Annotated in this window: 22 protein-coding genes; 10 read left to right on the top strand and 12 right to left on the bottom strand. The window is 65.6% G+C overall.

Translation table 11 applies throughout. The features are described 5' to 3' along the window. Positions 1-5: 5 nt before the first annotated feature. The 5 genes from soxX to ACLV74_RS01910 form a co-directional block, all read right to left on the bottom strand. Positions 6-455 (bottom strand): sulfur oxidation c-type cytochrome SoxX, encoded by a 450-nt coding sequence (soxX, locus tag ACLV74_RS01930; protein ID WP_411877677.1) that lies wholly within the window; start codon positions 453-455, stop codon positions 6-8. Beyond that, a complete protein-coding gene (locus ACLV74_RS01925) occupies positions 452-2,644 on the bottom strand; it encodes a molybdopterin cofactor-binding domain-containing protein (protein WP_411877676.1) in 2,193 nt (730 codons plus the stop codon). The genes soxX and ACLV74_RS01925 overlap by 4 nt, the downstream gene beginning before the upstream one ends. Then, on the bottom strand, positions 2,641-3,144 hold the full coding sequence (locus ACLV74_RS01920; RefSeq protein ID WP_411877675.1) for a (2Fe-2S)-binding protein: 504 nt from the start codon (positions 3,142-3,144) through the stop codon (positions 2,641-2,643). The genes ACLV74_RS01925 and ACLV74_RS01920 overlap by 4 nt, the downstream gene beginning before the upstream one ends. A gap of 211 nt (positions 3,145-3,355) precedes the next feature. Then, positions 3,356-4,267 (bottom strand): glycosyltransferase, encoded by a 912-nt coding sequence (locus ACLV74_RS01915; RefSeq protein WP_411877674.1) that lies wholly within the window; start codon positions 4,265-4,267, stop codon positions 3,356-3,358. A gap of 77 nt (positions 4,268-4,344) precedes the next feature. After that, positions 4,345-4,755, bottom strand: coding sequence for a VOC family protein (locus ACLV74_RS01910; RefSeq protein WP_411877673.1), 411 nt, complete (start codon positions 4,753-4,755; stop codon positions 4,345-4,347). Between the two features lie 444 nt (positions 4,756-5,199). Between ACLV74_RS01910 and ACLV74_RS01905 the strand changes: the two genes are divergently transcribed. After that, on the top strand, positions 5,200-6,906 hold the full coding sequence (locus ACLV74_RS01905; protein ID WP_411877672.1) for a ShlB/FhaC/HecB family hemolysin secretion/activation protein: 1,707 nt from the start codon (positions 5,200-5,202) through the stop codon (positions 6,904-6,906). Between the two features lie 53 nt (positions 6,907-6,959). Next, positions 6,960-11,729, top strand: coding sequence for a beta strand repeat-containing protein (locus ACLV74_RS01900; RefSeq protein WP_411877671.1), 4,770 nt, complete (start codon positions 6,960-6,962; stop codon positions 11,727-11,729). Between the two features lie 42 nt (positions 11,730-11,771). Here ACLV74_RS01900 and ACLV74_RS01895 read toward each other — a convergent pair whose 3' ends face one another. Beyond that, positions 11,772-12,461 carry a C40 family peptidase gene (locus ACLV74_RS01895; RefSeq protein ID WP_411877670.1) on the bottom strand — a complete coding sequence of 230 codons (690 nt, stop codon included), beginning with the start codon at positions 12,459-12,461 and terminating at the stop codon, positions 11,772-11,774. Positions 12,462-12,700: 239 nt separating this feature from the next. Here ACLV74_RS01895 and ACLV74_RS01890 point away from each other — a divergent pair, with 239 nt between their 5' ends. Then, the gene (locus tag ACLV74_RS01890) at positions 12,701-13,849 is read left to right on the top strand and encodes a PQQ-dependent sugar dehydrogenase (RefSeq protein ID WP_411877789.1); all 1,149 of its coding nucleotides are present in this window, start codon (positions 12,701-12,703) and stop codon (positions 13,847-13,849) included. A gap of 4 nt (positions 13,850-13,853) precedes the next feature. Here ACLV74_RS01890 and ACLV74_RS01885 read toward each other — a convergent pair whose 3' ends face one another. Genes ACLV74_RS01885 through ACLV74_RS01875 form a run of 3 tightly spaced genes read right to left on the bottom strand, consistent with a single transcriptional unit; the run spans position 13,854 to position 15,431 of the window. Next, positions 13,854-14,336 (bottom strand): RidA family protein, encoded by a 483-nt coding sequence (locus tag ACLV74_RS01885; RefSeq protein ID WP_411877669.1) that lies wholly within the window; start codon positions 14,334-14,336, stop codon positions 13,854-13,856. A gap of 43 nt (positions 14,337-14,379) precedes the next feature. Next, positions 14,380-15,015, bottom strand: a complete 636-nt coding sequence (locus ACLV74_RS01880; protein ID WP_411877668.1) for a LysE family translocator — start codon at positions 15,013-15,015, stop codon at positions 14,380-14,382. 50 nt (positions 15,016-15,065) lie between these two features. Continuing rightward, on the bottom strand, positions 15,066-15,431 hold the full coding sequence (locus ACLV74_RS01875; RefSeq protein WP_411877667.1) for a hypothetical protein: 366 nt from the start codon (positions 15,429-15,431) through the stop codon (positions 15,066-15,068). A gap of 190 nt (positions 15,432-15,621) precedes the next feature. Here ACLV74_RS01875 and ACLV74_RS01870 point away from each other — a divergent pair, with 190 nt between their 5' ends. Beyond that, entirely contained in the window at positions 15,622-17,094 is a 1,473-nt protein-coding gene (locus ACLV74_RS01870) for a PLP-dependent aminotransferase family protein (RefSeq protein WP_411877666.1), read from the top strand. Between the two features lie 17 nt (positions 17,095-17,111). Here ACLV74_RS01870 and ACLV74_RS01865 read toward each other — a convergent pair whose 3' ends face one another. Next, the gene (locus ACLV74_RS01865) at positions 17,112-17,762 is read right to left on the bottom strand and encodes a LysE family transporter (protein WP_411877665.1); all 651 of its coding nucleotides are present in this window, start codon (positions 17,760-17,762) and stop codon (positions 17,112-17,114) included. A gap of 91 nt (positions 17,763-17,853) precedes the next feature. On the opposite strand from ACLV74_RS01865, the gene ACLV74_RS01860 reads away from it, so the two are divergent. The 4 genes from ACLV74_RS01860 to ACLV74_RS01845 are packed head-to-tail and all read left to right on the top strand — an operon-like array spanning position 17,854 to position 20,695. Then, positions 17,854-18,657, top strand: a complete 804-nt coding sequence (locus ACLV74_RS01860; RefSeq protein ID WP_411877664.1) for an MlaE family ABC transporter permease — start codon at positions 17,854-17,856, stop codon at positions 18,655-18,657. Positions 18,658-18,676: 19 nt separating this feature from the next. Beyond that, positions 18,677-19,708, top strand: coding sequence for an MlaD family protein (locus ACLV74_RS01855; protein WP_411877663.1), 1,032 nt, complete (start codon positions 18,677-18,679; stop codon positions 19,706-19,708). Beyond that, positions 19,705-20,379 carry a hypothetical protein gene (locus ACLV74_RS01850; protein ID WP_411877662.1) on the top strand — a complete coding sequence of 225 codons (675 nt, stop codon included), beginning with the start codon at positions 19,705-19,707 and terminating at the stop codon, positions 20,377-20,379. Before ACLV74_RS01855 ends, ACLV74_RS01850 begins: the two co-directional genes overlap by 4 nt. Before the next feature lie 10 nt (positions 20,380-20,389). Then, the gene (locus ACLV74_RS01845) at positions 20,390-20,695 is read left to right on the top strand and encodes a hypothetical protein (RefSeq protein ID WP_411877661.1); all 306 of its coding nucleotides are present in this window, start codon (positions 20,390-20,392) and stop codon (positions 20,693-20,695) included. A 168-nt stretch (positions 20,696-20,863) separates the two neighbouring features. On the opposite strand, the gene ACLV74_RS01840 is transcribed toward ACLV74_RS01845, so the two are convergent. Further along, positions 20,864-21,103, bottom strand: coding sequence for a hypothetical protein (locus tag ACLV74_RS01840; RefSeq protein WP_411877660.1), 240 nt, complete (start codon positions 21,101-21,103; stop codon positions 20,864-20,866). A 147-nt stretch (positions 21,104-21,250) separates the two neighbouring features. On the opposite strand from ACLV74_RS01840, the gene ACLV74_RS01835 reads away from it, so the two are divergent. Both ACLV74_RS01835 and ACLV74_RS01830 read left to right on the top strand, forming a co-directional pair. Further along, positions 21,251-21,694, top strand: a complete 444-nt coding sequence (locus ACLV74_RS01835; protein WP_411877659.1) for a nuclear transport factor 2 family protein — start codon at positions 21,251-21,253, stop codon at positions 21,692-21,694. A gap of 23 nt (positions 21,695-21,717) precedes the next feature. After that, positions 21,718-22,167, top strand: a complete 450-nt coding sequence (locus ACLV74_RS01830; protein ID WP_411877658.1) for a MerR family transcriptional regulator — start codon at positions 21,718-21,720, stop codon at positions 22,165-22,167. Here the strand turns inward: ACLV74_RS01830 and ACLV74_RS01825 are convergent. Beyond that, complete coding sequence (locus ACLV74_RS01825; protein WP_411877657.1) at positions 22,164-22,727, bottom strand: TetR/AcrR family transcriptional regulator; 564 nt, start codon at positions 22,725-22,727, stop codon at positions 22,164-22,166. The two genes, ACLV74_RS01830 and ACLV74_RS01825, sit on opposite strands and share 4 nt — an antisense overlap. Positions 22,728-22,814: the final 87 nt, after the last annotated feature.

Genomic DNA, 22,814 nt, shown 5'->3' with positions numbered 1-22,814 from the left:
TCATTTCAGTTTCGCAGCGTCCGTAAATACGCCACGACGTCTTCAACCTGCTGGGCCTCCAGGATGGGCTTGCCTTGCCAGGCCGCGCCTACGCGCACCAGGCCCTCGCTGCGGTAGTAGGCCGGCATGATGCTGGCCGGGTTCAGGCGCTGTGTGTCGGCGATGCGCAGGCGCAACTGGCCTTCGCTCCAGCGCGAGCCCGCACCTGACAGGTCGGGCGCCAGGTTTCCCTGGAAGCGTTCTTCGGGAATGGGGCCGGTGTGGCACAGCAGGCACAGGCCCTGCTGGCGATTCGCGACGACGGTACGGCCGCGCGCCGGATCACCGGGCGTGGCCGTTAGCGCTTGCGGGATCGCGTCGCCGACGACCTGCAGGGGCGGCGTTGCTTGCTGCGCGAAGCCGGACAGGGGCGCCATCATCATCACACCGGCGGCGACGGCCCCGTGCCAGTTCATGCCTTCTTGAGGTCGTGGTTCTTCAGCGGCAGGTCGCGTATGCGTTTGCCCGTCGCCGCAAAAATCGCATTGAGCACCGCGGGCGCGGCGACGGCGATGGTCGGTTCGCCCACGCCGCCCCAGAAGCCGCCCGAGGGCATGATGACGGTTTCCACCTTGGGCATTTCGTCCATCTTCAGCACCTGGTAGGTGTTGAAGTTTTCCTGCTCCATGCGGCCGTCCTTGACGGTGCACTCGCCGTAGAGCGCGGCCGACAGGCCGTAGACGAAGGAACCTTCGACCTGCGCCTCGATCTGCTGCGGGTTGACGGCGTGGCCGGAATCGGTGGCGGCCACGATGCGGTGCACCGTGAGCTTGCCGTCGGCATTGACGGACACCTCCGCGCAACCGGCGACGTAGCTGCCAAAGCCCATGCATTGGGCCAGCCCGTGGAAATGCCCCGCCGGCAAGGGCTTGCCCCAGCCCGCGCGCTCGGCCGCGGCATTGAGCACGGCCAGGTGCTTGGGATGGTTGACCATCAGCTTGCGGCGCAGCGCGAGCGGGTCCTGCTTGGTGGCAAACGCGATCTCGTCGATGAAGGACTCGAGGTAGATGGTGTTCTGGTTCAGGTTCACGCCGCGCCAGAAGCCGGGCGGCACGTGCGGGTTGCGCATCGCGTGGTCGATCAGCAGGTTGGGGAAGCTGTAGCCGATGGAGGCCTCGGGCGCCGGCGGGTTGAGGCCCTGGAAGACGACCGGGTCCTTGCCGTTGACGATGCTTTGCGGCGCCAGGCCCGCGAGGATGGACTGGCCGGAAATGCGCATGTGCAGCGCGGTCACATTGCCTTGATCATCCAGCGCCGCGCGCATCTTGCACTGGGTGATGGGGTGGTAGCGCCCGTGCAGCATGTCTTCCTCGCGCGACCAGATCAGCTTGATGGGCGTGCCGGGCATTTCCCTGGCGATCAGCACGGCCTGCGTCACATAGTCGCTCTGGCCGCGCCGGCCGAAGCCGCCGCCCAGGTGGATCTTGTAGACGTCGCACTGCGCGCTGGGCAGGCCGGCCGCGGCCACGCAGGCGGCAAAGGCGGCTTCGCCGTTCTGCGTCGGCGCCCAGACCTCGCAGCGCTCGGGCGTCCACTTCGCCGTGGCGTTCATGGTCTCCATGGTGGCGTGGTTCTGGTAGGGGTAGGAGTACACCGCCTCGAGCTTGCGGGCGCTGCTTGCCAGCACGGCGCGCGCGTCGCCGTTGCTGTTGCCGAGGATGGCCTCGGGCGCATCGAGCCCCTCTTTGAGGAAGGCCTTGATGCTTTCGCTGGACACCTTCTCGTTCGGGCCGTTGTCCCAGACCACGGGCAGGATTTCGAGCGCGCTCTTGGCGCGCCACCAGGTGTCGGCCACCACGGCGACCGCGCTGTCGCCCACGCGCACCACCTTCTTGATGCCGGGGCGTTTTTCAATCGCGGCCGCGTCAAAGCTCTTGAGCTTGCCGCCGAACACCGGGCAGTCCTTGATGGCCGCGTTGAGCATGCCGGGAAACACCAGGTCGCTGCCGTAGACCTGTTTGCCGGTGACCTTGTTGACGGTGTCCAGCCTCGCCAGGCGCTGGCCGGCAAGCTTCCAGTCTTTCGGGTCCTTGAGCGCCACCGTCTCGGGCGGCGCCACCTTGGCTGCGGCCAGTGCCACCTTGCCGTAGCTGGTCTTGCGGCCCGAAGGCGTGTGGGTGATGACGCTCTTGGCGGCCGTGCATTCGGCGGCCGGCACTTTCCAGCCGTCGGCCGCGGCCTGCACCAGCATCATGCGGGCGGTGGCGCCGCCTTTGCGCACATAGTCCTGCGACTGGCGTATGCCCTGGCTGCCGCCGGTGCCGAAGTTGCCCCACACGCGTTTGCGCGCCAGGTTCTGGCCGGGCGTGGGATATTCGGTCGTGACTTTGGCCCAGTCGGCATCCAGTTCCTCGGCCACGAGTTGCGCGAGACCCGTCAGCGTGCCCTGGCCCATTTCGGAACGGGCGATGCGGATGATGATGGTGTCGTCGGGCTTCACGACCACCCAGGCGTTGACTTCAGTGGGCAGCGCTTCCTGCGCCACGGCTGAGTCCGTGAAGGGAATGTGGAAAGCGACGACCAGGCCTGCCGAGGCGGAGGCGCCGAGGAAACCGCGGCGCGACAGCCGGGGCAGGGCGCGCGGGGAGTTGATGGCGGCGCTCATGTCGTGCTCCCGTCGGTGTGGACGATGGACAGTGCGGCGCTCTTGGTGTTGCCGCCCTGGGCCACCACCTTGATCGCGGCGCGCACCCGGTTGTAGGTGCCGCAGCGGCAGATGTTGGTCATGGTCTGGTCGATGTCGGCGTCGGTCGGGTTGGGCTTGTCCTTGAGCAGCGCCGCGGCGGCCATGATCATGCCGCACTGGCAGTAGCCGCATTGCGGCACGTCCAGCGCCACCCAGGCTTTTTGCAGCGGGTGCGAACCGTTGGGCGACAGGCCCTCGATGGTGACGATTTTTTCGGTGGCGCTGACGGTGGAGACAGGCCGCACGCAGCTGCGCGTGGGCACGCCGTCGATGTGTACTGTGCAGGCTCCGCACTGGGCGACGCCGCAGCCGTATTTGGTGCCGGTCAGCCCGAGCTGCTCGCGGATGACCCACAGCAGCGGTGTGTCGTCCTCCACCTCAAACTCACGCACGGTGCCGTTGACGTTCAGCTTTGCCATGAAAGCGCTCCTCAATATTTGAAGGAAAGATGGGCCGGAAGACTGGAAGCGATAGTAGCGCCCGCACGTGGCAAACGCACCTGGAATTTCTATACCTGAGTAATGCGCTGACTTGGGGCGGCCGCAAAAGTTCGATCGGGTAAACCCTTGTGATGGCCGCGCGGTATTGTGCGGCAAGGTGCAACGCCCTGCGGCAAAAAGTTCTACGCGCTCAGGCGATGCTGTCAATCATCGCCAGCATGCGGCCTTGCCACGCCGCCGGCGAAAAGCGCTCGCGCAGCAGCTGCTGCGATGCGCGCACCATGGCCTCGCGCCGCGGCGCGTCGGCCAGCAGTTCCGCGCAGGCCTGCGGCAGGTCCTGGAGTCCGGCCGTCACCAGGTGGACGCCGGGCTCGATGCCGAAATCTTCCCAGCCCTCGAAGCTGTCGGACACCACGGGCGTGCCGGCCGCCCAGGTTTCGAAAGTGCGGAACTGGTCGAAGTAGTGAAGTTCGTTGTCGGCATGCACGTTCAGGCCTATGCGCGCGCCGGCGCGGCAGGCGTCGCGCGCAGCGCCCCAGAGGCCGCTCCAGATGAACTCGGCGTTCACGGGGGCGGGGCCGGCGAGGAAAAGCCTTTCGGCCTCGCGCCGCCTCGGCGTGTCGCCGCCCAGCATGATGATGTCCCGCGTTCTTTGCGCTTCAGGCAGCGGCGCGCGCACATGCTTGTCCGCCACCAGGCAGGGCAGGCGAAAGGTGGGAAGCGCCGGGAAATATTGATGGAGGTAACGCTCGATAGAGGCATCCATGGCCATCACCGCATGCAGGCCGGGTGCGATGGCATCGAACAGGTCCGCCTTGTGCCGGTGCACCGTGGCCGATGCGTCCCGCGTCAAGGGGTCAAACATCCAGAGCGCGTGTTTGCCGTGGCGCGGCAAGCCCTGCTTCGCAAAACGCGGCAAGGCATAGATGCCGGCCACCAGCAGGTTGAGGTCGCAGGGGCCCACCTCGGGCAGCGGCGCGTCGGTGCTGTGGCCCAGGTCGATGAACTCGACCTCGTGCCCCGCCTGCAGCAGGACGTCCATCCACACGCGGGTGGCGCGGCCGAACAGGGTGTCGATGTCGGTGTAGAGGTGGACTTTCAATGCGCCTGGTCTTGTGGTGGTCTTCGCCTTTTATAGCGCATTGTGCGGTGCGCGAGATGCAGGCCCGCGCGGACAACTCACCACGGGTTATAGGTGCCTATGCTCCACAGATGGCCTTCCGGGTCGCGGCAGCTGAAGCCGCGCCCGCCATAGTCTTCATCCTTGATGTCGATCACGATGGTGGCGCCCGCTGCCTTGGCGCGCAAGTACACGGTATCGGCATCGTGCACGCAGACGTAGGCGCTTTGCGTTTCGACGCCGCCCAGTTCGTCCGGCTGGCGTATCAGCTTGCCCCATTCGGTGGGCACCTTCCCAACCGAGCCCAGCATGACCATGCCGCCGTCCAGCGTGAGTTGCGCGTGCGCGATGGATCCGTCGGGGTTGGAATAGGCTGCCTGCTTTTCAAAACCAAAGGCGGTGCACAGCCACTCGATGGCGGCGGATGCGTCGCGGTAGCGCAGGCAGGGAATGATGAGTGAGTTCGACATGAAATGCCTCCCTATCCGGACATCGGCAATGAACACAGGGCTGATTTTGCACCTCTGCTTTCGAGCTGCCAGCCGGGTTGCCGGGCCGCCCGCATGCGCAGGGCGAAGCACAGCATTGGGCGGGCAAAAAACCAAAACTTTACACAGCGGGAAAAATTTTTCCGGTGGCGATTTGGCGCGCCTTGGGGGTCCTGAAATAAGTCATAGGTAGCAACTCTGGCGCTTCCGGAGGCTAAAAAACCGGCGAATATAAGTCGCAAGAATTCATTGCCTGAAAAGCTGACGCATTAACGGCAAAAACTCCCTGGTAATTAATCCCTTTTTCTTCCTTGTATCAAGTTTCACAATTGGTTACTGTGAACTAATTCACGAAATAGGACGCCATAAACGCAGTCTGTGGCGTTCCGACAGCCCTGAATCTTGACTTTCAGCAGGAATGAAGCAATGAAGCTTAACAATGGTGTTGGCACGCACCGGGTTCTTCCTTACGCCCTGGGTCTACTGTTGGCCGTTCCGCTTGCCTTCGCACAGCAAGTGCCGCCCCCAGGGACCATAGACCCGGGCCGGCTTCGCGAACGCTTTGACTTCCAGCCCGAGCCCGCACCCGCGCCGCCGCCCTCGCAGCCCAGGACCGAGCCGGTCGAAGCCCTGCCCGATTCGCTCAAGTCCATACGCGTCACGCTCAAGGAGGTCCACATCGAGAGTGCCACGGTGTTGCCGGGCAATGTCCTGCAGGCGCGCGCCGACAGCTACACCGGGCGCGAAATCACGGGCAACGACATCCTCGAACTCGCGTCTTCCCTCACGGCGATGTACCGCAACGCGGGCTACATTCTTTCGCTCGTCGTGGTGCCGCCCCAGTCCCTGGCCGACGGCACGTTGACCCTGCGCGTCATCGAGGGCTACATCGGCCGCGTGAACGTCCAGGCGGGGCCGGGCGTCAGCGCTTATGTGCAGGAGCAGCTGGCCCGCATCGGCGAGAAGATCCAGGCGTCCAAACCGATTGAGGGGCGCGTGCTGGAGCGCTACCTGCTGATCGCCAATGATTTTCCCGGCATTGAACTGCGCAGCGTGCTGGCGCCGTCGCAGGCGCCGGGCGCGGCCGACCTCACACTGGTCGCGAACGTGAAGAAGGTGGAGGGCTTCGCATCCATCGACAACTACGGCTCCAGGTACCTGGGGCCTGGGCAGGCGACGCTGGGCGTGGTCGGCAACCAGCTGCTGGGCGTGAACGACCAGTGGCGTTTTGTCGGCGTGGGCACCGGCAACTCCGAGATGTCCTTTGCCCAGCTTTCCTACAACCAGATCGTCACGACGGAAGGGCTCAGGCTGTCGGCCGCCGTGTCCAGGGCCCGCACGCAACCCGGCGATGTGCTGAGAGCGTTTGACGTGCGCGGCAGTGCCGACACGGTCTCGCTGGGCGCCGCCTATCCCCTGCTGCGCACCCGCAATGAAAGCCTGATCGCGCGCGCGGCTTACGACTATTCCAACGTCAACACCGACATCCTCGGCACCCGCGTGATTGAAGACCGCATACGCGCGCTGCGCCTGGGCCTGAGCTGGCGCGTGCTGGACCGCCTGGACGGGCAGAACGCGCTGGACGTCGATTTCAGCCAGGGCCTGGGCGGCACGCAGGAGTCCGACCTGCTCAAGAGCCGGGCAGGGGCCGACGGGGTGTTCAACAAATTGACGTTTGACTACGAGCGCTCCCAGTCCCTGGGCTCGAACTTTTCCTTCACGCTAGGGGCGGGCGGCCAGTGGGCCAACACGCCGCTGCTGTCGTCGGAGCAGTACGCGCTGGGCGGGCGGCGCTTCGGGCGGGCCTATGAGCCGGCCGAACTGGTGGGCGAGCGCGCCCTGGCGTTTCGCGTCGAGCCGCGCTTCAACGGCGCCGCCACCGCGCCCGGGCTCCGGTCCTGGCAGATGTACGGCTTCTACGACATCGGCAAGGTCTGGAAGGTGGGCAGCGTTTCGCCTGGCACGCCGTCAAGCCAAAGCCTGGCGTCCGCCGGGCTGGGCCTGCGCCTCTTCTTTGAAAAAAATGTGACGGCCGCGATAGAGGCGGCGTGGCCGCTGACCAAGTCCATCGCGAGCTACCAGGCAGACGGAAAAGACCCACGCCTGCTGGGTTCGCTGCTTGTGCGTTTCTGACATGTGTTCCCTGAACCCGTTCATGGTGTTCTTTGCTTTCAAGAGGTGATTCCATGCAAGCCAAGTCTCATCCGCAGAACCTCTGCCCTCCTTTTCGGCGCAGGCCTTCCTTCGCCCTGAAAACCCTTCCGGCCGCGATCGCGCTGCTGTTCGCGCCGCCGGGCTGGACTGTCGACATCGTTGGCGCGGCGGGCCTGCCGCAAAACGGCACGGTGGTGGCCGGCACGGCCTCGGGCTCGGTGACCGGCAACCAGATGACCATCAACCAGGTCAGCAACCGGGCCGTGATGGACTGGGGCTCCTTCAACATCGACGCCGGCAAGGCGGTGCAGATCGCCCAGCCGAATGCGGCGTCGGCCATCCTGAACCGCGTGACCGGCGATGCCAATGCCTCGCAGATCCTGGGCAGCCTGTCGGCCAACGGCACGGTGATGCTGATGAACCCCAATGGCGTGATGTTCGGGCAAGGCGCCGTGGTGAACGTGGGCTCGCTGATCGCGACGACGGGCCAGATTGACGCGGCCAACTTCATGAACACCGGCGGCGCGCAGATCACGGGCGCCACGGGCAGCGTCATCAACGAGGGCAGCATCACCGCGCAGGGCGCCGGGCTGGTGGCGCTGGTCGCGCCTTCCGTCGCCAACCGGGGCAGCATCATCGCCACAGGCGGCACGATTGCCCTGGGCGGCGCGACCGCGGCCACGGTCTCGCTCAACGGCGGCTTGTATGAGTTCGCCATCGCCGGCGGTGCGACGGGCGTCAACGTGACCAACGCGGCCGGTGCCACCCTGAACGGCGCGACGCTGCGCCTGGGGGTGGGCGATGCGGCCAACCTGCTGTCGGGCGTGATCAACCTCGAAGGCGTGCAGCAGGCCAGCAATGCCATCGTGGTGAACGGCAATGCGGTGGTGCTCAAGTCGGCGCTGCAGGCGCCCAACGTCAGCGGCAACTCCAGCCACATCGACGTCTACGGCGGCGCGCGCATCCAGGATGCGGTCAACATCGCCAGGACCGGCACACCCGGCGCGGGCGCCTTGGTTGACGTGCACGCCGGCAGCTACGCCGAGCAGGTCACGCTCAACAAGGCCAATATGACGCTGACAGGCCAGTCGGGCGCCAAACTCGTGGTGCCCGACACCGCGGGCCAGCTCAACGGCATAGGCATCACCGCCAACAACGTGACGGTCACCGGGATGGAGATTGCCGGGCCGGTAAACCAGCCTTATACGCAGTACGCCTGGGGCTCGGGCATCACGCGCGGCATCGCAGTCGCCAACGGCGTCACCGGCTTCACGATCGCCAACAACAACATCCACGACGTGCGCAACGGCATCCTGGTCGACGGGCGCAACACCGGCAGCATCACCGGCAACCGCATTGAAAACACCAAGAGCGGCATCTCGGTGCAATACACCGACGGCAGCGGCATCACGATAGCCGGCAACAGCCAGGGCCCGGTCGGCAACGAATGGGGGCTCAACCTGCACCTCAACGGCTACGTGGCCGGATCGAACATCGTCAGTAACCCGATTGCCGCGAGCCCGACCCTGGTCTGGCAGCAGGCCTTGCTGGCCTTGAGCGCGGCCAACGGCGGCTGGTCGGTGCAGGACCAGGGCTATACCTCGTCCAACCGCACGCATGTGAACGTGGCCACCACGGGTGCCAGCGGCGTGCAGGGCAGCGCGCTCACGCCGTTGGGCAGCATCCAGGGAGGGGTGGACGCCGTGGTCACGGGCGGCACGGTGAACGTGGCGGCCGGCACTTACACGGGCGCCGTCAGCATCACGAAATCATTGACCCTGGATGGTGCGGGCATCGGGCAGACCATTGTGAAAGCGCCTTCGGCCGCCACCGGCAACGCGGTGACCATCGAGGCATCGAACGTCACCCTGTCCGACCTGTCGATCAACGACTCCCTTTATGGTTTGCAGATGAAGGGAACGTCCAACAACGTGACCATAGACCGCGTCTCTTTCAACAACAAGTACGGCGTGCGCAACGGTACCGATGTGAAGGCCGACAACTTCCGCATGCTCAACAGCAGCATCACCGGCGGCGTGATCGGTTTCCAGACCTACAACGGCTTCAGCGCCGGCGCCGGCCAGGCCTCCTTCAAAAATGCGCTTTTCGAAAACGTCACCGTGGACGGCTCGACCTTCAAGGGCTTTTACTTTGAAACGGCCGACAACCTCACGATGAGGAACGTCACCGTCGCCAACGCCGGCAACGTCGGCGACGACTCGCACCAGTACGGCGCGGGCATAGACGTCAACCTGAAATACGGCGCCTATGGCTTCATTAACTTCGACAACGTGGTGGTGAAGAATTCGGGCTTGAGTTCGGGCAGCGCGACAGCCGCGGCGGTAGTGATCAAGACGCGCGGCATCGCCGGCGACAGCAGCGACTACGCCCGCCTGCCGGCCAGCCTGCAAAGCGTCAACATCACCGGCGGCAGCATCGAGGGCGCCGGCCAGACCGGCATACGCTTTGAAACCCTGGCCAACGGCAGCGGCGGCCAGCCTACTGTGACCATCAGCGGCACGCAGTTCAAAAACAATGCCGGCAAAGACATCGTGGTGGACGGTACCTCGGTCGACGCCCGCGGCGCAGTCTTCGTCGGCGCGGCCGACGGTTTCGCCATTGAAGACCGCGTGACCCACGCGCTGGATGCCACCGGCCGCGGGCTGGTGACCTGGACGCAAGGCAATGTCTACGTGACGCAAGCCAGCGGCAGCATACAGCGCGGCATCGATGCCGTGGCGCTGGGCGGCACGGTGAACCTGAACGGCGGCACCTATGTGCAGCCCACAACGCTCAAGCTCAACCGCGGCGTGACCCTGGCGGGTTCAGGGCAGGGCGCGACCGTGATCGACGCGCGCGGCGTGGTGAACAACTACGGCATCCATGTGACGGCCGACAACGCCACCCTCCGGGACTTCACGCTCTACGGCCCGAGCGCCAACGTGGCCTCGGCCTACGGCATCAAGGTGGCGCCGGCGGGCGGGGCGTCGGACCGGCTGCGCAACTTCACCATCCGCAACGTCACCAGCCGCGGCGCGGGCCGGGCCGAGCTGGACCTCAACGGCGTGGACGGCGCGGTCATTGACAGCGTGACGGCCAACGGCGCGCTGGTGGGCAACGATGCCAGCAGCACGCAGGGCGCCGGCATCCAGCTGACCGACAGCGCCAATGTGACGATCACCAATTCGACCACCCGCAACAACGCCTGGGGCGGCCTGGCGCTTTACCAGGCCAACCGCTCTTACAACCAGCAGATGAACAACATCACGGTGGCGGGCAACAACAACTTCACCGAACGCAACCCGGTCTACCTGCAGGACGAGTCGGCCAGCCGCGACTTCGGCGCGCTCAGCATCGCCGGCTTTGACTTCGCCGTGCGCAACGCCAGCACGGCGGGCGGCAACAACCAGTACACCTGGCTGCAGGCCTCGCAGCAAAACGCCTACGATTTCGCCGTCAACCTGGGCAGCTCCGCTTCCAGCTACGTGCAGGGCTGGAACGGCGCGCGCGCCACGCAGGACTTCTATGTGGGCACAGGCAGCCTGCTGGGCGGCGGCACGCAGGCGCTGTCCGTCAACACGGCGCTGGGCAGCGCAGGTGGCGGTGCCAACATCCGCGTCGACGCGGGCAACTATGCCGAGGACGTGGTGGTGAACAACCCCTACAACCTCTACTTCAACGACAGCACGCTGCGCAGCCTGGCGCTCAATTCGGGCGCGAGCGGCTCCGGCATCAGCGGCACGGTCACGGCCAGCGGCGCAGGCGGCATCAGCTTCAATGCGCCGGTCAGCCTGCTGGGCGACACGACGCTGGCCACCCTGGGCGCTGACATCAACCTCAACGGCGACATCCAGAACGCCGGGGGTGTGGGCCGCGCGCTTCGCCTGATCGCCGGCTCGGGCTCCACGCGCGGCAATGTGCATATGGTCACGGGCGGCAGCGAGGCCAACGCCCTCGGGCAGTTCGAAGTGGTCTCCAACAACTTCAAGCTGGACAGCACGCTGTGGGTCAAGGGCTACGGCATCGGTGCGCTGGGCAACGTCGCGCTGAGCGACCACACCCTGCGCGGCCAGGATGCGGGCGCCACCAACACGGTCAATGCGGGCGGCGACGTAAGCGGCTCCACCATCAGCCTGGGCGCCGTAGAGGTAAACAGCGGGGGCGACGTCTCGGCCAACGTGACCGCCAGCGAGGTGGCGGTAGCCGCCGTCGGCGACATATCCGGCACGACCACCAGCCAGGGCAATGTGCAGGTCAGCAGCAGCGCCGGCGACGTCACCGGCAGCATTACCGGCAATGACGTGTTCGTTCAGGCGCTGGGCGACGTGAACGTGGTGGTGGTCGCCGCGCGCTCCGCCTCGCTGGCCGGTGATAACGTGACCGCCAATGTCGTGGCGCCCGTGCTCGCCGTGGCCGCCGTGCGTGAGGCCGTGGTGTCCGGGGCGTCCCCGCAGGTCACCGTGAATGCCGCCAGCGGAACTGTCAGCGGCAACTTCGGGCAGGTGACCAATTCAGGCGGCGGCCTGGTCGCCGTCAACGGCAAGCCCCAGGGCAACCAGCAACTGTCGTCCATGGCTGAAAACAACCGGGTGATTCCGACCGGCAATAACTTCGCAAACAACTTCGGCGGCGACCTCGCATCCGCTGAACCCGCGCTTCAACTGTCCCGGGCCAGTATACGGACGGGTGAGGGCGAGGCCGTAACAAGCCGGAGTTCGCCGTCCAATGCCGGTGAAGCCATCGACAACGGCGAGGCCGTGGAACTGGACATGTCGCCGAAGAACGAGCGCGAGAAGGAGTAAGGGAAAGCAAGCCCCGGAAAGAGGGCGAAAAAAAACCGGCTCTCAGCGCCGGTATTGTTCCTGTTGCATTTGCTGCAGCATTTGCTGCACTTGCTGGCCTGCCGCAAGTTGCGGGGCGGCGGTTTGCGCGGCCTGCATTTCCGGGACCGCCTGCGAGACCGGCAAAGCGGCGGTGCGTTGGGTTTCGGCGCCGGCGCCGCCCGGCGTCTGCACACGGCGGGCGCCGTCAAAGCGGCGCTGCCAGTAGCTCACGCCCATGCTTTCGACGCGCACTTCGGCGCCGGGCTTGGGGGAGTGGATGAATTTTCCGTCGCCGACATAAATGCCGACATGGCTGAAAGCGCGCCGCATGGTGTTGAAAAACACCAGGTCGCCGGGCTGAAGGTCGTTCTTGTCGATGCGCTGGGTGGCCGCTGCCTGCTGCTCGGCACGGCGCGGCAGCAACAGTCCGACGCTTTGTTCGTAGATGGCGCGTACAAAGCCGCTGCAATCAAAACCGGTTTCCACCGAGTTGCCGCCGCGCTTGTAGGGAACTCCCAGGAAACCCATGGCATTGACCACGAGTTCGGAAGCCTTGTTGCTGACGCTTTGGCGAACATGGTCAATCCTGGTAAGCAGGCCTTTGTCGGCCAGCAGCTTGTCCATATCATCGCCAGAGTTGCCCGGGGCCGCGTGCACGCCGGCTGCCAGCAGGGCAGAGGCAATGATGAGGGCAGGGGCAATTTTTCGCATGGCGCCTAGGATACTTGAAGGATTAGTCCTACGTCAACCTCATGTGGCTTCTCGATAACGTTTACAAGCCATTGATTTGTAACGGATTTGCATACGGGAAAACCCTTTTCCACTCGCCAGATGCTATGTTTACATATTAAAAAGGCGAGTTGGCGGGTGTTTGGCTCCGATGGCGGGCTTGAGCTGGGGCTCCCTGGTTTGCACCACAATTCAAGGAAGGAAATATGGGTTACCTCAATATGCCATCGACAAAGTTTGCTCTATTTTTGATAGCGTTTTGCCTGTCCGGCGCTCAGGTCCAAGCCCAAGGCGTCCGGCCGGAAACCGTGGCGGCGGGCCTGCAAAACCCCTGGGGCCTGGCCTTCCTGCCGGGCGGCCGCTTTCTGGTGACGGAGCGCCCGGGCAAATTGCGGGTGATCGCGGCCGACGGCAAGCTGGCGGCGCCCGTGGCCGGCGTGCCGGAAGTTGCCGCCGGCGGGCAGGGCGGTCTGCTCGACGTGATCACCGACAGCGACTTTGCCCGCAATCGCACGGTGTACTTCTGCTTTTCCGAACCGGCGGCCACGGGCGGCGGCAACAGCACGGCGCTGGCGCGGGCGACCCTCAGCGCCGACGAGACGCGGCTGGAGAACCTCAAAATCATCTTCAGCCAGAAGCCCAAGGTAGCCAGTACCGCGCATTTCGGCTGCCGCATCGTTGAAAGCCGTGCCGCCGGTAACAACGGCGCCTCTGACGGCAAGCTCTTCCTCACGCTGGGCGAGCGTTTTTCGCGCAGGGAGGACGCGCAGAAACTGGACAACCACCACGGCAAGATCGTGCGCATCAACAAGGACGGCTCGGTGCCGCAAGACAACCCCTTTGCCGGCAAGGCCGGGGCGCTGCCCGAAATCTGGAGCTACGGCCACCGCAATGCCCAGGGCGCGACGCTGGCCCCCGACGGCACTTTCTGGATGCATGAGCACGGCCCGCAGGGCGGCGACGAAATCAACCTGCCCAAGGCAGGCGCCAACTACGGCTGGCCCGTCATCACCTACGGCGAGAACTACGGCGGCGGCAAGATAGGTGAGGGCCTGACCGAAAAGGCCGGCATGCAGCAACCGCTGCATTACTGGGTGCCGTCGATCGCGCCTTCGGGCATGGCTTTTTTGACCAGCGATCGTTACGGCAAGGCCTGGCAGGGCAACCTGTTTGTCGGCTCGCTCAAGTTCGGCTACCTGGACCGGATCGAGCTGTCGGCGCCTTTCGCAGGCAAGGTGGTGCGCGAGAGCAAGCTGCTGGGCGACGTCGGCGAGCGTATCCGCGACGTGCGCCAGGGGCCGGACGGGCTGCTTTATGTGCTGACAGACAACAGCAACGGCAAGCTGATTCGCCTGCTGCCTGGGAGTTAAGCCACTAGTCCGGCGTGACGGCGGCGATCAGGTCCAGCTCAACCGCCGCGTTCTTGGGCAGCTGGGCGACGCCCACCGAGGTTCGTGTATGCGTACCGGCTTTGCCCAGCACCGCATGCAGCAGATCCGACGCGGCGTCGGCCACCTCGCTTTGCTGCGTGAAATCCGCGGCGGACTGCGTGTAGACCGTGATGCGAAGAAGCTGTTCGATGCGGTCCAGGCTGCCCAGGCTTTGCCGCAGCAGCACCAGCGCGCGCATGGCACAGACCCTGGCGGCCGTCTGGGCCTGCGCCAGTGAAACCTCGGCGCCGGCGCGGCCGGTGACCACGACGGTGCTGCCCACGCGCGGAACCTGGCCGCTGACGTAGACCACGTCGCCGTGGCGCACGGTGGAAACGTAATTGCCGCCTATCTTGATCTCGCCGTCAAAGCGGTAGCCGAGGGCGGCTTCCTGGGCGGCGAAACGGGCATCGCGTGAATCTTCCATGGTGAGGCTCTCTTCCAGTAGATATATATAAAGGGGGAGGGATTCAGCTGGGGCTCTTGAGCCGCAACAGGCTCAGACCCAGCAGGCCGAAGGCGCCGCCGCAGATGCGGTTGAAGATGCGCGCGCGGCGCGGCGTGCCGAACCAGCGGTGCGTATGGCGCGCCAGCAGCACATAGGCGATGTGGGACAGCAGCACGCAGGCGGCGAAGGCGCTGGTCAGCGCCAGGAACTGCGGCAGCACCGGCGCTTCCGGGTGGATGAACTGCGGGAACAATGCGGTGAAAAAGAGAATGCTTTTCGGGTTGGTCATCGCCACCAGCAGGCCCTGGCGGAACAGCGCGGCGTTGGTTTTACCCGGCTGCGATTGCTCAGGCAAAGGCGCGTCGAACATCGATGTCTTGCTGGTCCACTGGCGCCAGCCGAGGTAGACCAGGTAGATGGCGCCCACGGTCTTGAGCGCCGCGAACAGCCAGGCCGAGGTATGCAGCAAGGTGCCCAGGCCGGCCATCGCCGCGGCCGAAACGGAGAACACGCCCAGCACGTTTCCGCCGGAACTCCACAGCGTCTTGCGCGGCCCCCAGGCCACGGCATTCGAGACGGCCAGCAAAATCCCCGGCCCGGGGCTGAGCGCCGTGACGAGCGAAATGGTGATGAACAAAAGCCAGGCTGAGGTGGTCATGGTGCGGGTGGAAGAGGAGGGGAATGGAAATCGAATTTACCTTGATCGCCTTAAACCGGTTTGGCACTGCGGTATCGGCCGCGCCCGGCGCGGGTGATTCCTGCAAAGCGGCCCAGGAACGCCCTGGCTACCGAAACCAGCGCCTCCCACTGCGTCGCGCGGGCCGGCTGGCTCACGATGCAGGCCGCGCCGCCGTGCTGGGCGGTCACGGTGATCCAGCCGCTCTGGCTGACGGTGTGTGATTGCCCGGCCTCAAGCACCGCGTCGCTGCAGACAACCTGCTCGCCCAGCCAGCGCGGCGCGCCCGTCACCAGCAGCGTGCCCGAGGTGCTGATCAGCGCGCTGCCCGCCTTGCTGTGGAAGAACAGGGATTCGCCGGCGTCAAGGGCCAGGTGGCGGGAGGCGAGGTTTTTCATGGCGGCTCCATTCAGGGGTGGGTGAATCGGGGAAGGCATGCCTGAAGGTTAAGGAAAGCCCCGAATTCCCGACAGATGCAAACATGGGCTTTCTGTATCGGTACAGAAGACCTTTTTTGCATCTGTTATGGTCTGCTTTGGGCTTATCTGTGGCTGTGTGGCCGCAGCCCCTTCACGGATCATTCAAGCCATGGATCTGCAAGCCTCGACGCCAGCCCCCGCGCAACAACCTCTCTATTTGCGGCTGTCCAGCCATTACCGGCAGGCCATCCAGTCGGGCGTGCTGATGCCCGGCGAGCGCATGCCCTCCGTCAGGGCATTGACCCGGCTGCACCAGGTCAGCCTGTCCACTGCGGTGGAGGCCTGCCACACGCTGGAAGACGAAGGCCTGCTCGAAGCGCGGCCGCGGTCCGGCTACTTTGTGCTCAAGCGGCGGCGCACCGACCTGCAACCGCCCAGCGAACCCGAATTCGGCCGCAAGCTGGACCCGGCCCAGTACGTCGGCATCCACGACCGTGTGTCCGACTTTGTCGCCAAGTGCGATTACTACCCATTGGTGACCAACCTCGCGGGCACTTACGGCTCGCCCGAGATGTACCCGGCCGAGGCCTTGAAGAATGCCGCCACACGGGCTTTGCGCAAGCATCCCAACCTGCTGGTCAGCGCGCCCGACTTCCTGCACGACTCGCCGCTCAACGCGGTGCTGGCCAAACGCGCGCTGGAGGCCGGCATGCAGCTGTTGCCCGAAGACATTCTGGTGACCCACGGCTGCATTGAAGCGCTGAACATCGCACTGCGTGCGGTCGCGCAGCCCGGCGACACCGTCGCGGTGGAATCACCGACGTATCACGGCCTGCTGCAGATCCTCGAAAGCCTGGGCCTGCGCGCGCTGGAAATTCCCACCAGCCCGCAGCAAGGCATTTCGGTGGAAGCGCTGGACCTGGCCCTGCGCACGCACGACAGGGTGCGCGCGGTGGTGGTCATGCCCAATTTCCACAACCCGCTGGGCAGCGTGATGCCCGACGCCGAAAAGGAAAAGCTCGTGCGCCTGTGCGAGCGCGAGCAGGTCGCGCTGATCGAAGACGACACCTACGGCGCGCTGGGCCCCGACGACATTCCCCTCAAGGCGGCCAAGGCCTGGGACCGCGGCGGTTCGGTGATTTATTGCGCCTCACTGCGCAAGACCCTGGCACCCGGCCTGCGCCTGGGCTGGATCGCCGGCGGCCGCTGGCAGGCCCGCATCCAGATGCTCAAGTACGCGCAAAGCCGCGCCAACGAAACCCTGGCCCAGCACGCCGTCGCCGAATTCATGGCCTCCAGCGCCTATGACCGCCACATGGCCAGGCTGCGCCGCATGCTCAATGCCCAGCGCGAGCAGATGGCCGAAGCCATCGCCGCGCACTTTCCGGCCGGCACCCGGCTGTCGGTGCCCAGGGGCAGCATGTTGTTGTGGGTGGAGTTGCCCGCCGGCACCTCGGCGCAAGCCGTGTTCGACATCGCCATCAAGCAGGGCATACGCGTCGCGCCGGGCTCGATGTTTTCGAACTCCAACCGCTTCGACCATTTCCTGCGCATCAGCTGCGGCGCGCCCTTTACCAGTCAGGCCGATGAGGCCCTGCGCACGCTGGCGGCCGTCGTCTCGGCCCAGGCCGCGAAAGCCTGAACGCCGGGGTTGAAAGCCTAGTGCGCCGCCGCGTGGCTGCGCTTGACGAAGAACAGGCCCGCGCCGACCGCCATCAGCATGCCGCCGAACACCCGGTTCTGCAGCTTGATCGCGCGGGCATTCTTGAACAGCGTTTGCAGCCGGCTGGCCGCAAAGGCATAGCCGTGCATCACCACGGTGTCCACCGCCACAGTGGTCAGGGCCATCACCAGGAGTTGCGGCCACAGCGGCCGGCTGGAGCTGATGAACTGCGGCAGCACCGCCACCATGAAGAGAATGCCCTTGGGGTTGGTCACGTTGGTCAGCAGCCCGGTGAAGAAACGTCTTTTGGCCGACAGGCCGTTGGCGTCGGCAGGGCCGGTATCGCCCTCTGCTGCAATCCCGTTGGACGAACGCCATTGCGCCCAGCCGATGTAGATCAGGTAGGCCGCGCCCAGGATTTTCACCACGCTGAAAGCCAGCTCAGACGCCACCAGCAGCGACCCCACCCCCGCACCCGCCACCAGCAGGATGACCACCAGCCCCAGCTGCAGCCCCGCAATCGTCGCGCGCGTGCGCAGCATGCCAAAGCTCAGCCCATGGCTCATGGCCAGCACCGCGCCCGAGCCCGGGGACAGTGCAATCAGGATGGAGGCGAGGAAGTAGGCGGTCCAGGTGTCGAGGGCCATGAATGTTTGCGGTAGGAAGTAAGGAGGGGGGAATTGCGGAACGCCTGCCATCCTACAGGGGACCGGAGAGGCCCGCAGGTATCATGCCCGGATGGCTTCCAAGGGATATGCGCAAAGTCAACTCACGCAAGCAGGCCGTGCGGCGCAGCAGTGGGTGATCGAGTGGTGGCGCCTGGTGCACCTGGGGGCTGTGATTTTGGTGCTGACCTTGTCGCCTTCGAGCTACAGCCCGCAAAGCCGCGCGATTCTTTCGCGGCATATTTACATCAACACCGCGCCCATCCTGTTGTGGTTCACCGTGCTGTGCGCGCTGGTCACCGTGGTGCTCACGCGCATCGTGCTGGTCACGGCGCTCAGTTACGGCCTGTCGCAGTACGCGCTGCAGGTGGTGATACGGGTGCTGGTGCTGGAGCTGATTCCGCTGACGGCGGCGCTGTTTGTGGCCTTGCGCTGCACGATTCCCGACGGCGCCGAACTCACGGCCATGCAGGCCAGCGGCGAACTGGACGAGATGCGGCGGCGCGGCGTGGAGCCGGTGCGGCGCGAGGTGCTGCCGCGTGTGGTGGCGGGCATGGTCTCGGGCATCACGCTGGCGGCGCTCAGTTGCGTGGTGGCGCTGGTGGTGGCTTATATCGCGAGCTACGGTTTTACGCTGTCGGGCCTGGCTGGCTACACCCGGCTTTTCGGCCAGGTTTTCAGCCCGGCCGTCACGCTGATCTTTGTGCTCAAGACCCTGTTTTTTTGCCTGGCCGTGTCGCTGATCCCCATGGCCTCGGCGCTGTACGGCATGTCGGAAGCCAGCGTGCGCACCAGCGCCGAGATGCGCGGGCTGGTGCGCATGTTCGCCGTGATTTTGCTGATTGAAGTGGCTTCGCTGGTCGGCAATTACTATTGACCCAACAAAAAAGCATCCCATGAGTTCACCCCACGACACCCCCAACCCGCCACCGCCGGCCGGCCGGCCTGACCCGCTGCAGCCTTCGCGCGAGACGGCGTCCTCGCCGGCCGAAATCGCCGGCCTGGAGTTCAAGGCCCGCTTGCTGCTGGTCTTCATGCTGCTGCTGGTGTGCGGCTCGGCGCTGTATGTGATGTATGCACGCGGCGCGTTCGAGTCCACCCAGCGCCTGGTGCTGATCGCCGACGATTCCGACGGCGTGGTGGTCGGCATGGACCTGACCTTTTCGGGTTTCCCGATCGGCCGGGTCAACCGCGTGGAACTGGCCGCCGACGGCAAGGCCCGCATCCTGGTCGACGTGGCCGCCAAGGATGCCCACTGGCTGCGCACCAGCAGCGTCTTCACGCTGGTGCGCGGCCTGGTGGGCGGCACCAACCTGCGCGCTTACACCGGGCTGCTGAACGACCCGCTGCTGCCCGAGGGCGCGGAGCGCACGGTGCTGCTGGGCGACGCCGGCGCCGAGGTGCCCAAGGTGATTGCCGCGGCCAAGGACCTGATCGAGAACCTCAACACCCTGACCGGTGACGGCGGCGCGGTGGGCACCAGCCTGGCCAACCTGCAAAAGCTCACCGAGCGCCTGAACGGCCCCGGCGGCGCGCTCACGGTATTGCTGGGCAGCGAGGCCGAGGCGAAAAAGTTCGCCGCCACGCTGGACCGCACGAATTCGCTGCTTGCCAGGCTGGACACGCTGGCCGCCAAGACCGACACCCAGGTGTTCGGCGACAAGGGCCTGATGCCCGAGACCCGCGCGACCGTGGTGCAGCTCAACGCCATGCTGGGCGAGGCCCGCACCAGCCTCAAGAAGGTCGATGCGCTGCTGCAGGACGCCCAGGCTGTCACCCGCAATGCCAAGGACGCCACCGACGACCTGGGCGCGCTGCGCGCCGACGTCGAGGCCAGCCTGCGCAAGGTGGAGGGACTGATCAACGAGATCAGCCGCAAATGGCCTTTCGCCAAAGGCGCGAGCGAGGCGGAGATGAAGCTGCCATGAACACCACCACCCTGAAAACCGCCGTATCGCTGGCCGCCGCCGCGCTGCTGGCCGCCTGTTCCAGCGGCCCCCGCGCGCCCGACTGGCAGCTCGAAGCCAAAGGCTCGATGGACCGTTCCGTCGCCGCCTATATGGAAGGCAACAGCCGTGTCGAGATGGCCGAGCTGGAACGCGCGCGCGGCCAGCTCACGCGATCCGGCCGCGCCGACCTGCTGGCCACGGCCGAGTTGCTGCATTGCGCCACGCGCGTCGCCAGCCTGGTGCTGGACGAGCCCTGCACCGGCTTTGAAAAACTGCGCCCCGACGCCACCGATGCCCAGCGTGCCTATGCCGATTACCTCAAGGGCCAGGTGCAGCCGCAGGCGATTGCGCTGTTGCCTGAGGCCCAGCGCGGCGCCGCGGCCGGCAACGCGGGTGCCGTGGCCGGCATCACCGACCCACTGTCGAAACTGGTGGCGGCCGGCGTGCTGCTGCAGACCGGCAAGGCCGACCCGGCGGTGATCGGCCAGGCAATCGAGGCCGCGTCGGCCCAGGGCTGGCGGCGCCCGTTGCTGGCCTGGCTGGGCGTGGAGCTGCGCCGGGCGGAGCAGGGCGGCAACACGGCTGAAGCCGACCGCCTGCGCCGCCGTATCGCATTGACGCAAAACGCGCCGGCGCCCGCCAGGCCGTGAAGGAAGCATCGTGAGTTACCGCCTCAGGCTGTACGCCTATGAAGACGCGTCCGAGGGAGAGTTGGAGGCGGCCGAGCAGCGCTTTCGCACGGCGCTGGAAGCCGAACTGGGCCATGAAAGCCTGGTGCTGCCGGTCTACACCGCCTACATGCGGCTGGTCTCGACGTATGGCGAGGCGCCCGGGGAAGATGTGCTGTCGCCCGAGGAGCTGGAAATTTTCAGCCAGTGGCAGGCGGCGGAGCTGGCCGCCATGACGGCCGCTTTGGGGCCGCATCGCTATATGGGCGACGCGCAGTTCGAGATTCGCCCGGCGTAGGTACCGGCAAATCCTCCTGCAGTCTTGCTCCCTCTCCCTCTGGGAGAGGGCAGGGGGTGAGGGGCTTCGGCCTGTGGATGAGCAGGCGCAACTCTTATCGCCGCTGACCCTCACCCCAACCCTCTCCCAGGGGGAGAGGGGGGTAAAGAGAGGGACTCTTGGCGCGCCTCAGGGCGAGCGGCTAAGCCGCGGCGAAGCCAGCGCCTGCAATTGGTCGGAAATCGCGGAGTCGACAGCGGCCAGCTGCTTGAGCAGCTGCGCCTTCTCCAACGCGGCATGCAGCTGGCGCAAATCCTTGCTGCTGGTGGTCGCCTTGATCTGCGCGATGGCTGCCGTGGTGTTGCCGGTTTTAATCACCGCCAGCATTTTGCTGACCCATTCGCTGGTGGCAGGTCGTTTCTGGTTCATGGGGCATTGTAGGGTTGCCTTGCAAAACAACAACGCCGCCATGGCGGGGCTTGACCTTGAGTGCACTCCAGGATTTTTAATCTTCTCAAGCCCTTGCAACGTGCCGGGCCCCACGCCCGGTGCGACGGGCATTCCAGGAGACTCCACATGAGCACCATATCCCCCACCGACGCCAACAGGCAGCGCATGCGCCAGGCCATGGCCGAGCTGGACAAAGGCAACGGCCAACCCTTTGTCGACGCCATGGCCGACGATTTTTCATGGACCATCCCGGGCGACACGCCCTGGTCCCGCACCTACAGCGGCAAGCAGGTGGTCCTCAATGAACTGCTGCGGCCGCTGTATGCCCAGTTCGCCGCGCCTTACGTCAGCACCACGCGCCGCGTGATGGCCGACGGCGACATGGTCGTCATCGAATTTGACGGCCGCGTCACCACCAAGGCGGGCAAGGCCTACAACAACCGCTATTGCTATGTCTGCTGCATGGAGGGCGGGTTGATGAAAGACCTGATGGAGTACCTCGATACCGCGCTGGTGAGTTCGGCGCTGGAGGCGCCGCCTTCTCCATCACCCGCCGCACTTGCCGCCTGAGCCGCAACTTCCTACAGTAAGGCATGGCTGAAACTTTCATGATCGGGCAGCTCGCCGCGCGCACCGGGCGCAGCGTGCACACCATACGCTGGTACGAGGCGCAGGGGCTGATCCCCGGTGTGGCGCGCGACGGCGGGCGCCGCCGGGTTTACGGCGAACTGCACATCAGCTGGCTGGACCTGATGGACAGGCTGCGGCGCACCGGCATGTCGATCGCCGAAATGCGCGAATACACGGCCCTGGTCAAACAGGGCAGCAGCACGCTGGCCAGGCGGCAGGCGCTGCTGTCGGCGCACCGCGAACAGGTCAAGGACATGATTGCCGAATGGCAGCTGGCGCTCAAGCTGCTGGACAGCAAGATCGATTTTTACGACGAGTGGGTGGCCTCGGGCAAGCGGCCGGCGGTGAAGCTGGTGGAGCGCGCGGGCGCGGCGGCCAGAGCCCGGCCCAGGGAAAAATTGCGCCGGCCTTAAGCCGCGGGAGCGTCCAGCGCACCAAGCAGCAGGCGCAGGCCGGCCAGCGCGGCTTCGCCGCCCTCCATCTGGGCCCGCACGATGGCGCCGTCAACGGCCAGCGCCGCCGCGCTCGCCATGGCTTGTTGCCCGGCGCCGGCGGGCAGCAAGCCGGCGATCACCTGTTGCATGTCCTGCTTGTGGTTTTGCACAATTTGCGCGATGCCGGGCTGCGAGCCTCCCACTTCGGCAATGGCGTTGATGAAGGCGCAGCCGCGAAACAGCGGGTCGGCAAACCATTCGGCCAGCGTAGGCACCAGCGGCGCCAGGCCGCCGCCCGCGACCGCGCCTTTGCGCCCCAGCGCGTCGACGAACCAGGCCATCCAGCGTTCGTGGCGGTAATCCAGGAAGGTGCGGATCAGTTCGTCCTTGCTGGGAAAGCAGCGGTAGAAGGTGAGCTTGGCCACGCCGGACTCGGCAATGATGCGGTCTATGCCGGTGGCGCGCAGGCCGTCACGGTAAAAAAGGTCGTGCGCGGTAAGCAGGATGCGCTCGCGCGGGGAGGGGGCTGGAACGTCCATGAAGGGATTTTAGGAGTTGTAGACAGGTCTGTCTACTTGTGCCAGAATTTCGGCGGGTAGACAGGGTTGTCTACTTCTCCCTCATTT

The sequence above is a fragment of the Polaromonas sp. YR568 genome, assembly GCF_943369415.1.
GTDB lineage: Bacteria > Pseudomonadota > Gammaproteobacteria > Burkholderiales > Burkholderiaceae_C > Polaromonas.
Note: the sequence above shows the minus strand (reverse complement) of the source record. Positions and strands in the feature narration are given on the sequence as shown.

Excerpts from the sequence above, each read along its gene's own strand:
- soxX (WP_411877677.1), bottom strand. The coding sequence starts at position 455 with ATGAACTGGCACGGGGCCGTCGCCGCCGGTGTGATGATGATGGCGCCC.
- ACLV74_RS01925 (WP_411877676.1), bottom strand. The coding sequence starts at position 2,644 with ATGAGCGCCGCCATCAACTCCCCGCGCGCCCTGCCCCGGCTGTCGCGC.
- ACLV74_RS01920 (WP_411877675.1), bottom strand. The coding sequence starts at position 3,144 with ATGGCAAAGCTGAACGTCAACGGCACCGTGCGTGAGTTTGAGGTGGAG.
- ACLV74_RS01910 (WP_411877673.1), bottom strand. The coding sequence starts at position 4,755 with ATGTCGAACTCACTCATCATTCCCTGCCTGCGCTACCGCGACGCATCC.
- ACLV74_RS01905 (WP_411877672.1), top strand. The coding sequence starts at position 5,200 with ATGAAGCTTAACAATGGTGTTGGCACGCACCGGGTTCTTCCTTACGCC.
- ACLV74_RS01900 (WP_411877671.1), top strand. The coding sequence starts at position 6,960 with ATGCAAGCCAAGTCTCATCCGCAGAACCTCTGCCCTCCTTTTCGGCGC.
- ACLV74_RS01895 (WP_411877670.1), bottom strand. The coding sequence starts at position 12,461 with ATGCGAAAAATTGCCCCTGCCCTCATCATTGCCTCTGCCCTGCTGGCA.
- ACLV74_RS01890 (WP_411877789.1), top strand. The coding sequence starts at position 12,701 with ATGCCATCGACAAAGTTTGCTCTATTTTTGATAGCGTTTTGCCTGTCC.
- ACLV74_RS01885 (WP_411877669.1), bottom strand. The coding sequence starts at position 14,336 with ATGGAAGATTCACGCGATGCCCGTTTCGCCGCCCAGGAAGCCGCCCTC.
- ACLV74_RS01880 (WP_411877668.1), bottom strand. The coding sequence starts at position 15,015 with ATGACCACCTCAGCCTGGCTTTTGTTCATCACCATTTCGCTCGTCACG.
- ACLV74_RS01875 (WP_411877667.1), bottom strand. The coding sequence starts at position 15,431 with ATGAAAAACCTCGCCTCCCGCCACCTGGCCCTTGACGCCGGCGAATCC.
- ACLV74_RS01870 (WP_411877666.1), top strand. The coding sequence starts at position 15,622 with ATGGATCTGCAAGCCTCGACGCCAGCCCCCGCGCAACAACCTCTCTAT.
- ACLV74_RS01865 (WP_411877665.1), bottom strand. The coding sequence starts at position 17,762 with ATGGCCCTCGACACCTGGACCGCCTACTTCCTCGCCTCCATCCTGATT.
- ACLV74_RS01860 (WP_411877664.1), top strand. The coding sequence starts at position 17,854 with ATGGCTTCCAAGGGATATGCGCAAAGTCAACTCACGCAAGCAGGCCGT.
- ACLV74_RS01855 (WP_411877663.1), top strand. The coding sequence starts at position 18,677 with ATGAGTTCACCCCACGACACCCCCAACCCGCCACCGCCGGCCGGCCGG.
- ACLV74_RS01850 (WP_411877662.1), top strand. The coding sequence starts at position 19,705 with ATGAACACCACCACCCTGAAAACCGCCGTATCGCTGGCCGCCGCCGCG.
- ACLV74_RS01840 (WP_411877660.1), bottom strand. The coding sequence starts at position 21,103 with ATGAACCAGAAACGACCTGCCACCAGCGAATGGGTCAGCAAAATGCTG.
- ACLV74_RS01835 (WP_411877659.1), top strand. The coding sequence starts at position 21,251 with ATGAGCACCATATCCCCCACCGACGCCAACAGGCAGCGCATGCGCCAG.
- ACLV74_RS01830 (WP_411877658.1), top strand. The coding sequence starts at position 21,718 with ATGGCTGAAACTTTCATGATCGGGCAGCTCGCCGCGCGCACCGGGCGC.
- ACLV74_RS01825 (WP_411877657.1), bottom strand. The coding sequence starts at position 22,727 with ATGGACGTTCCAGCCCCCTCCCCGCGCGAGCGCATCCTGCTTACCGCG.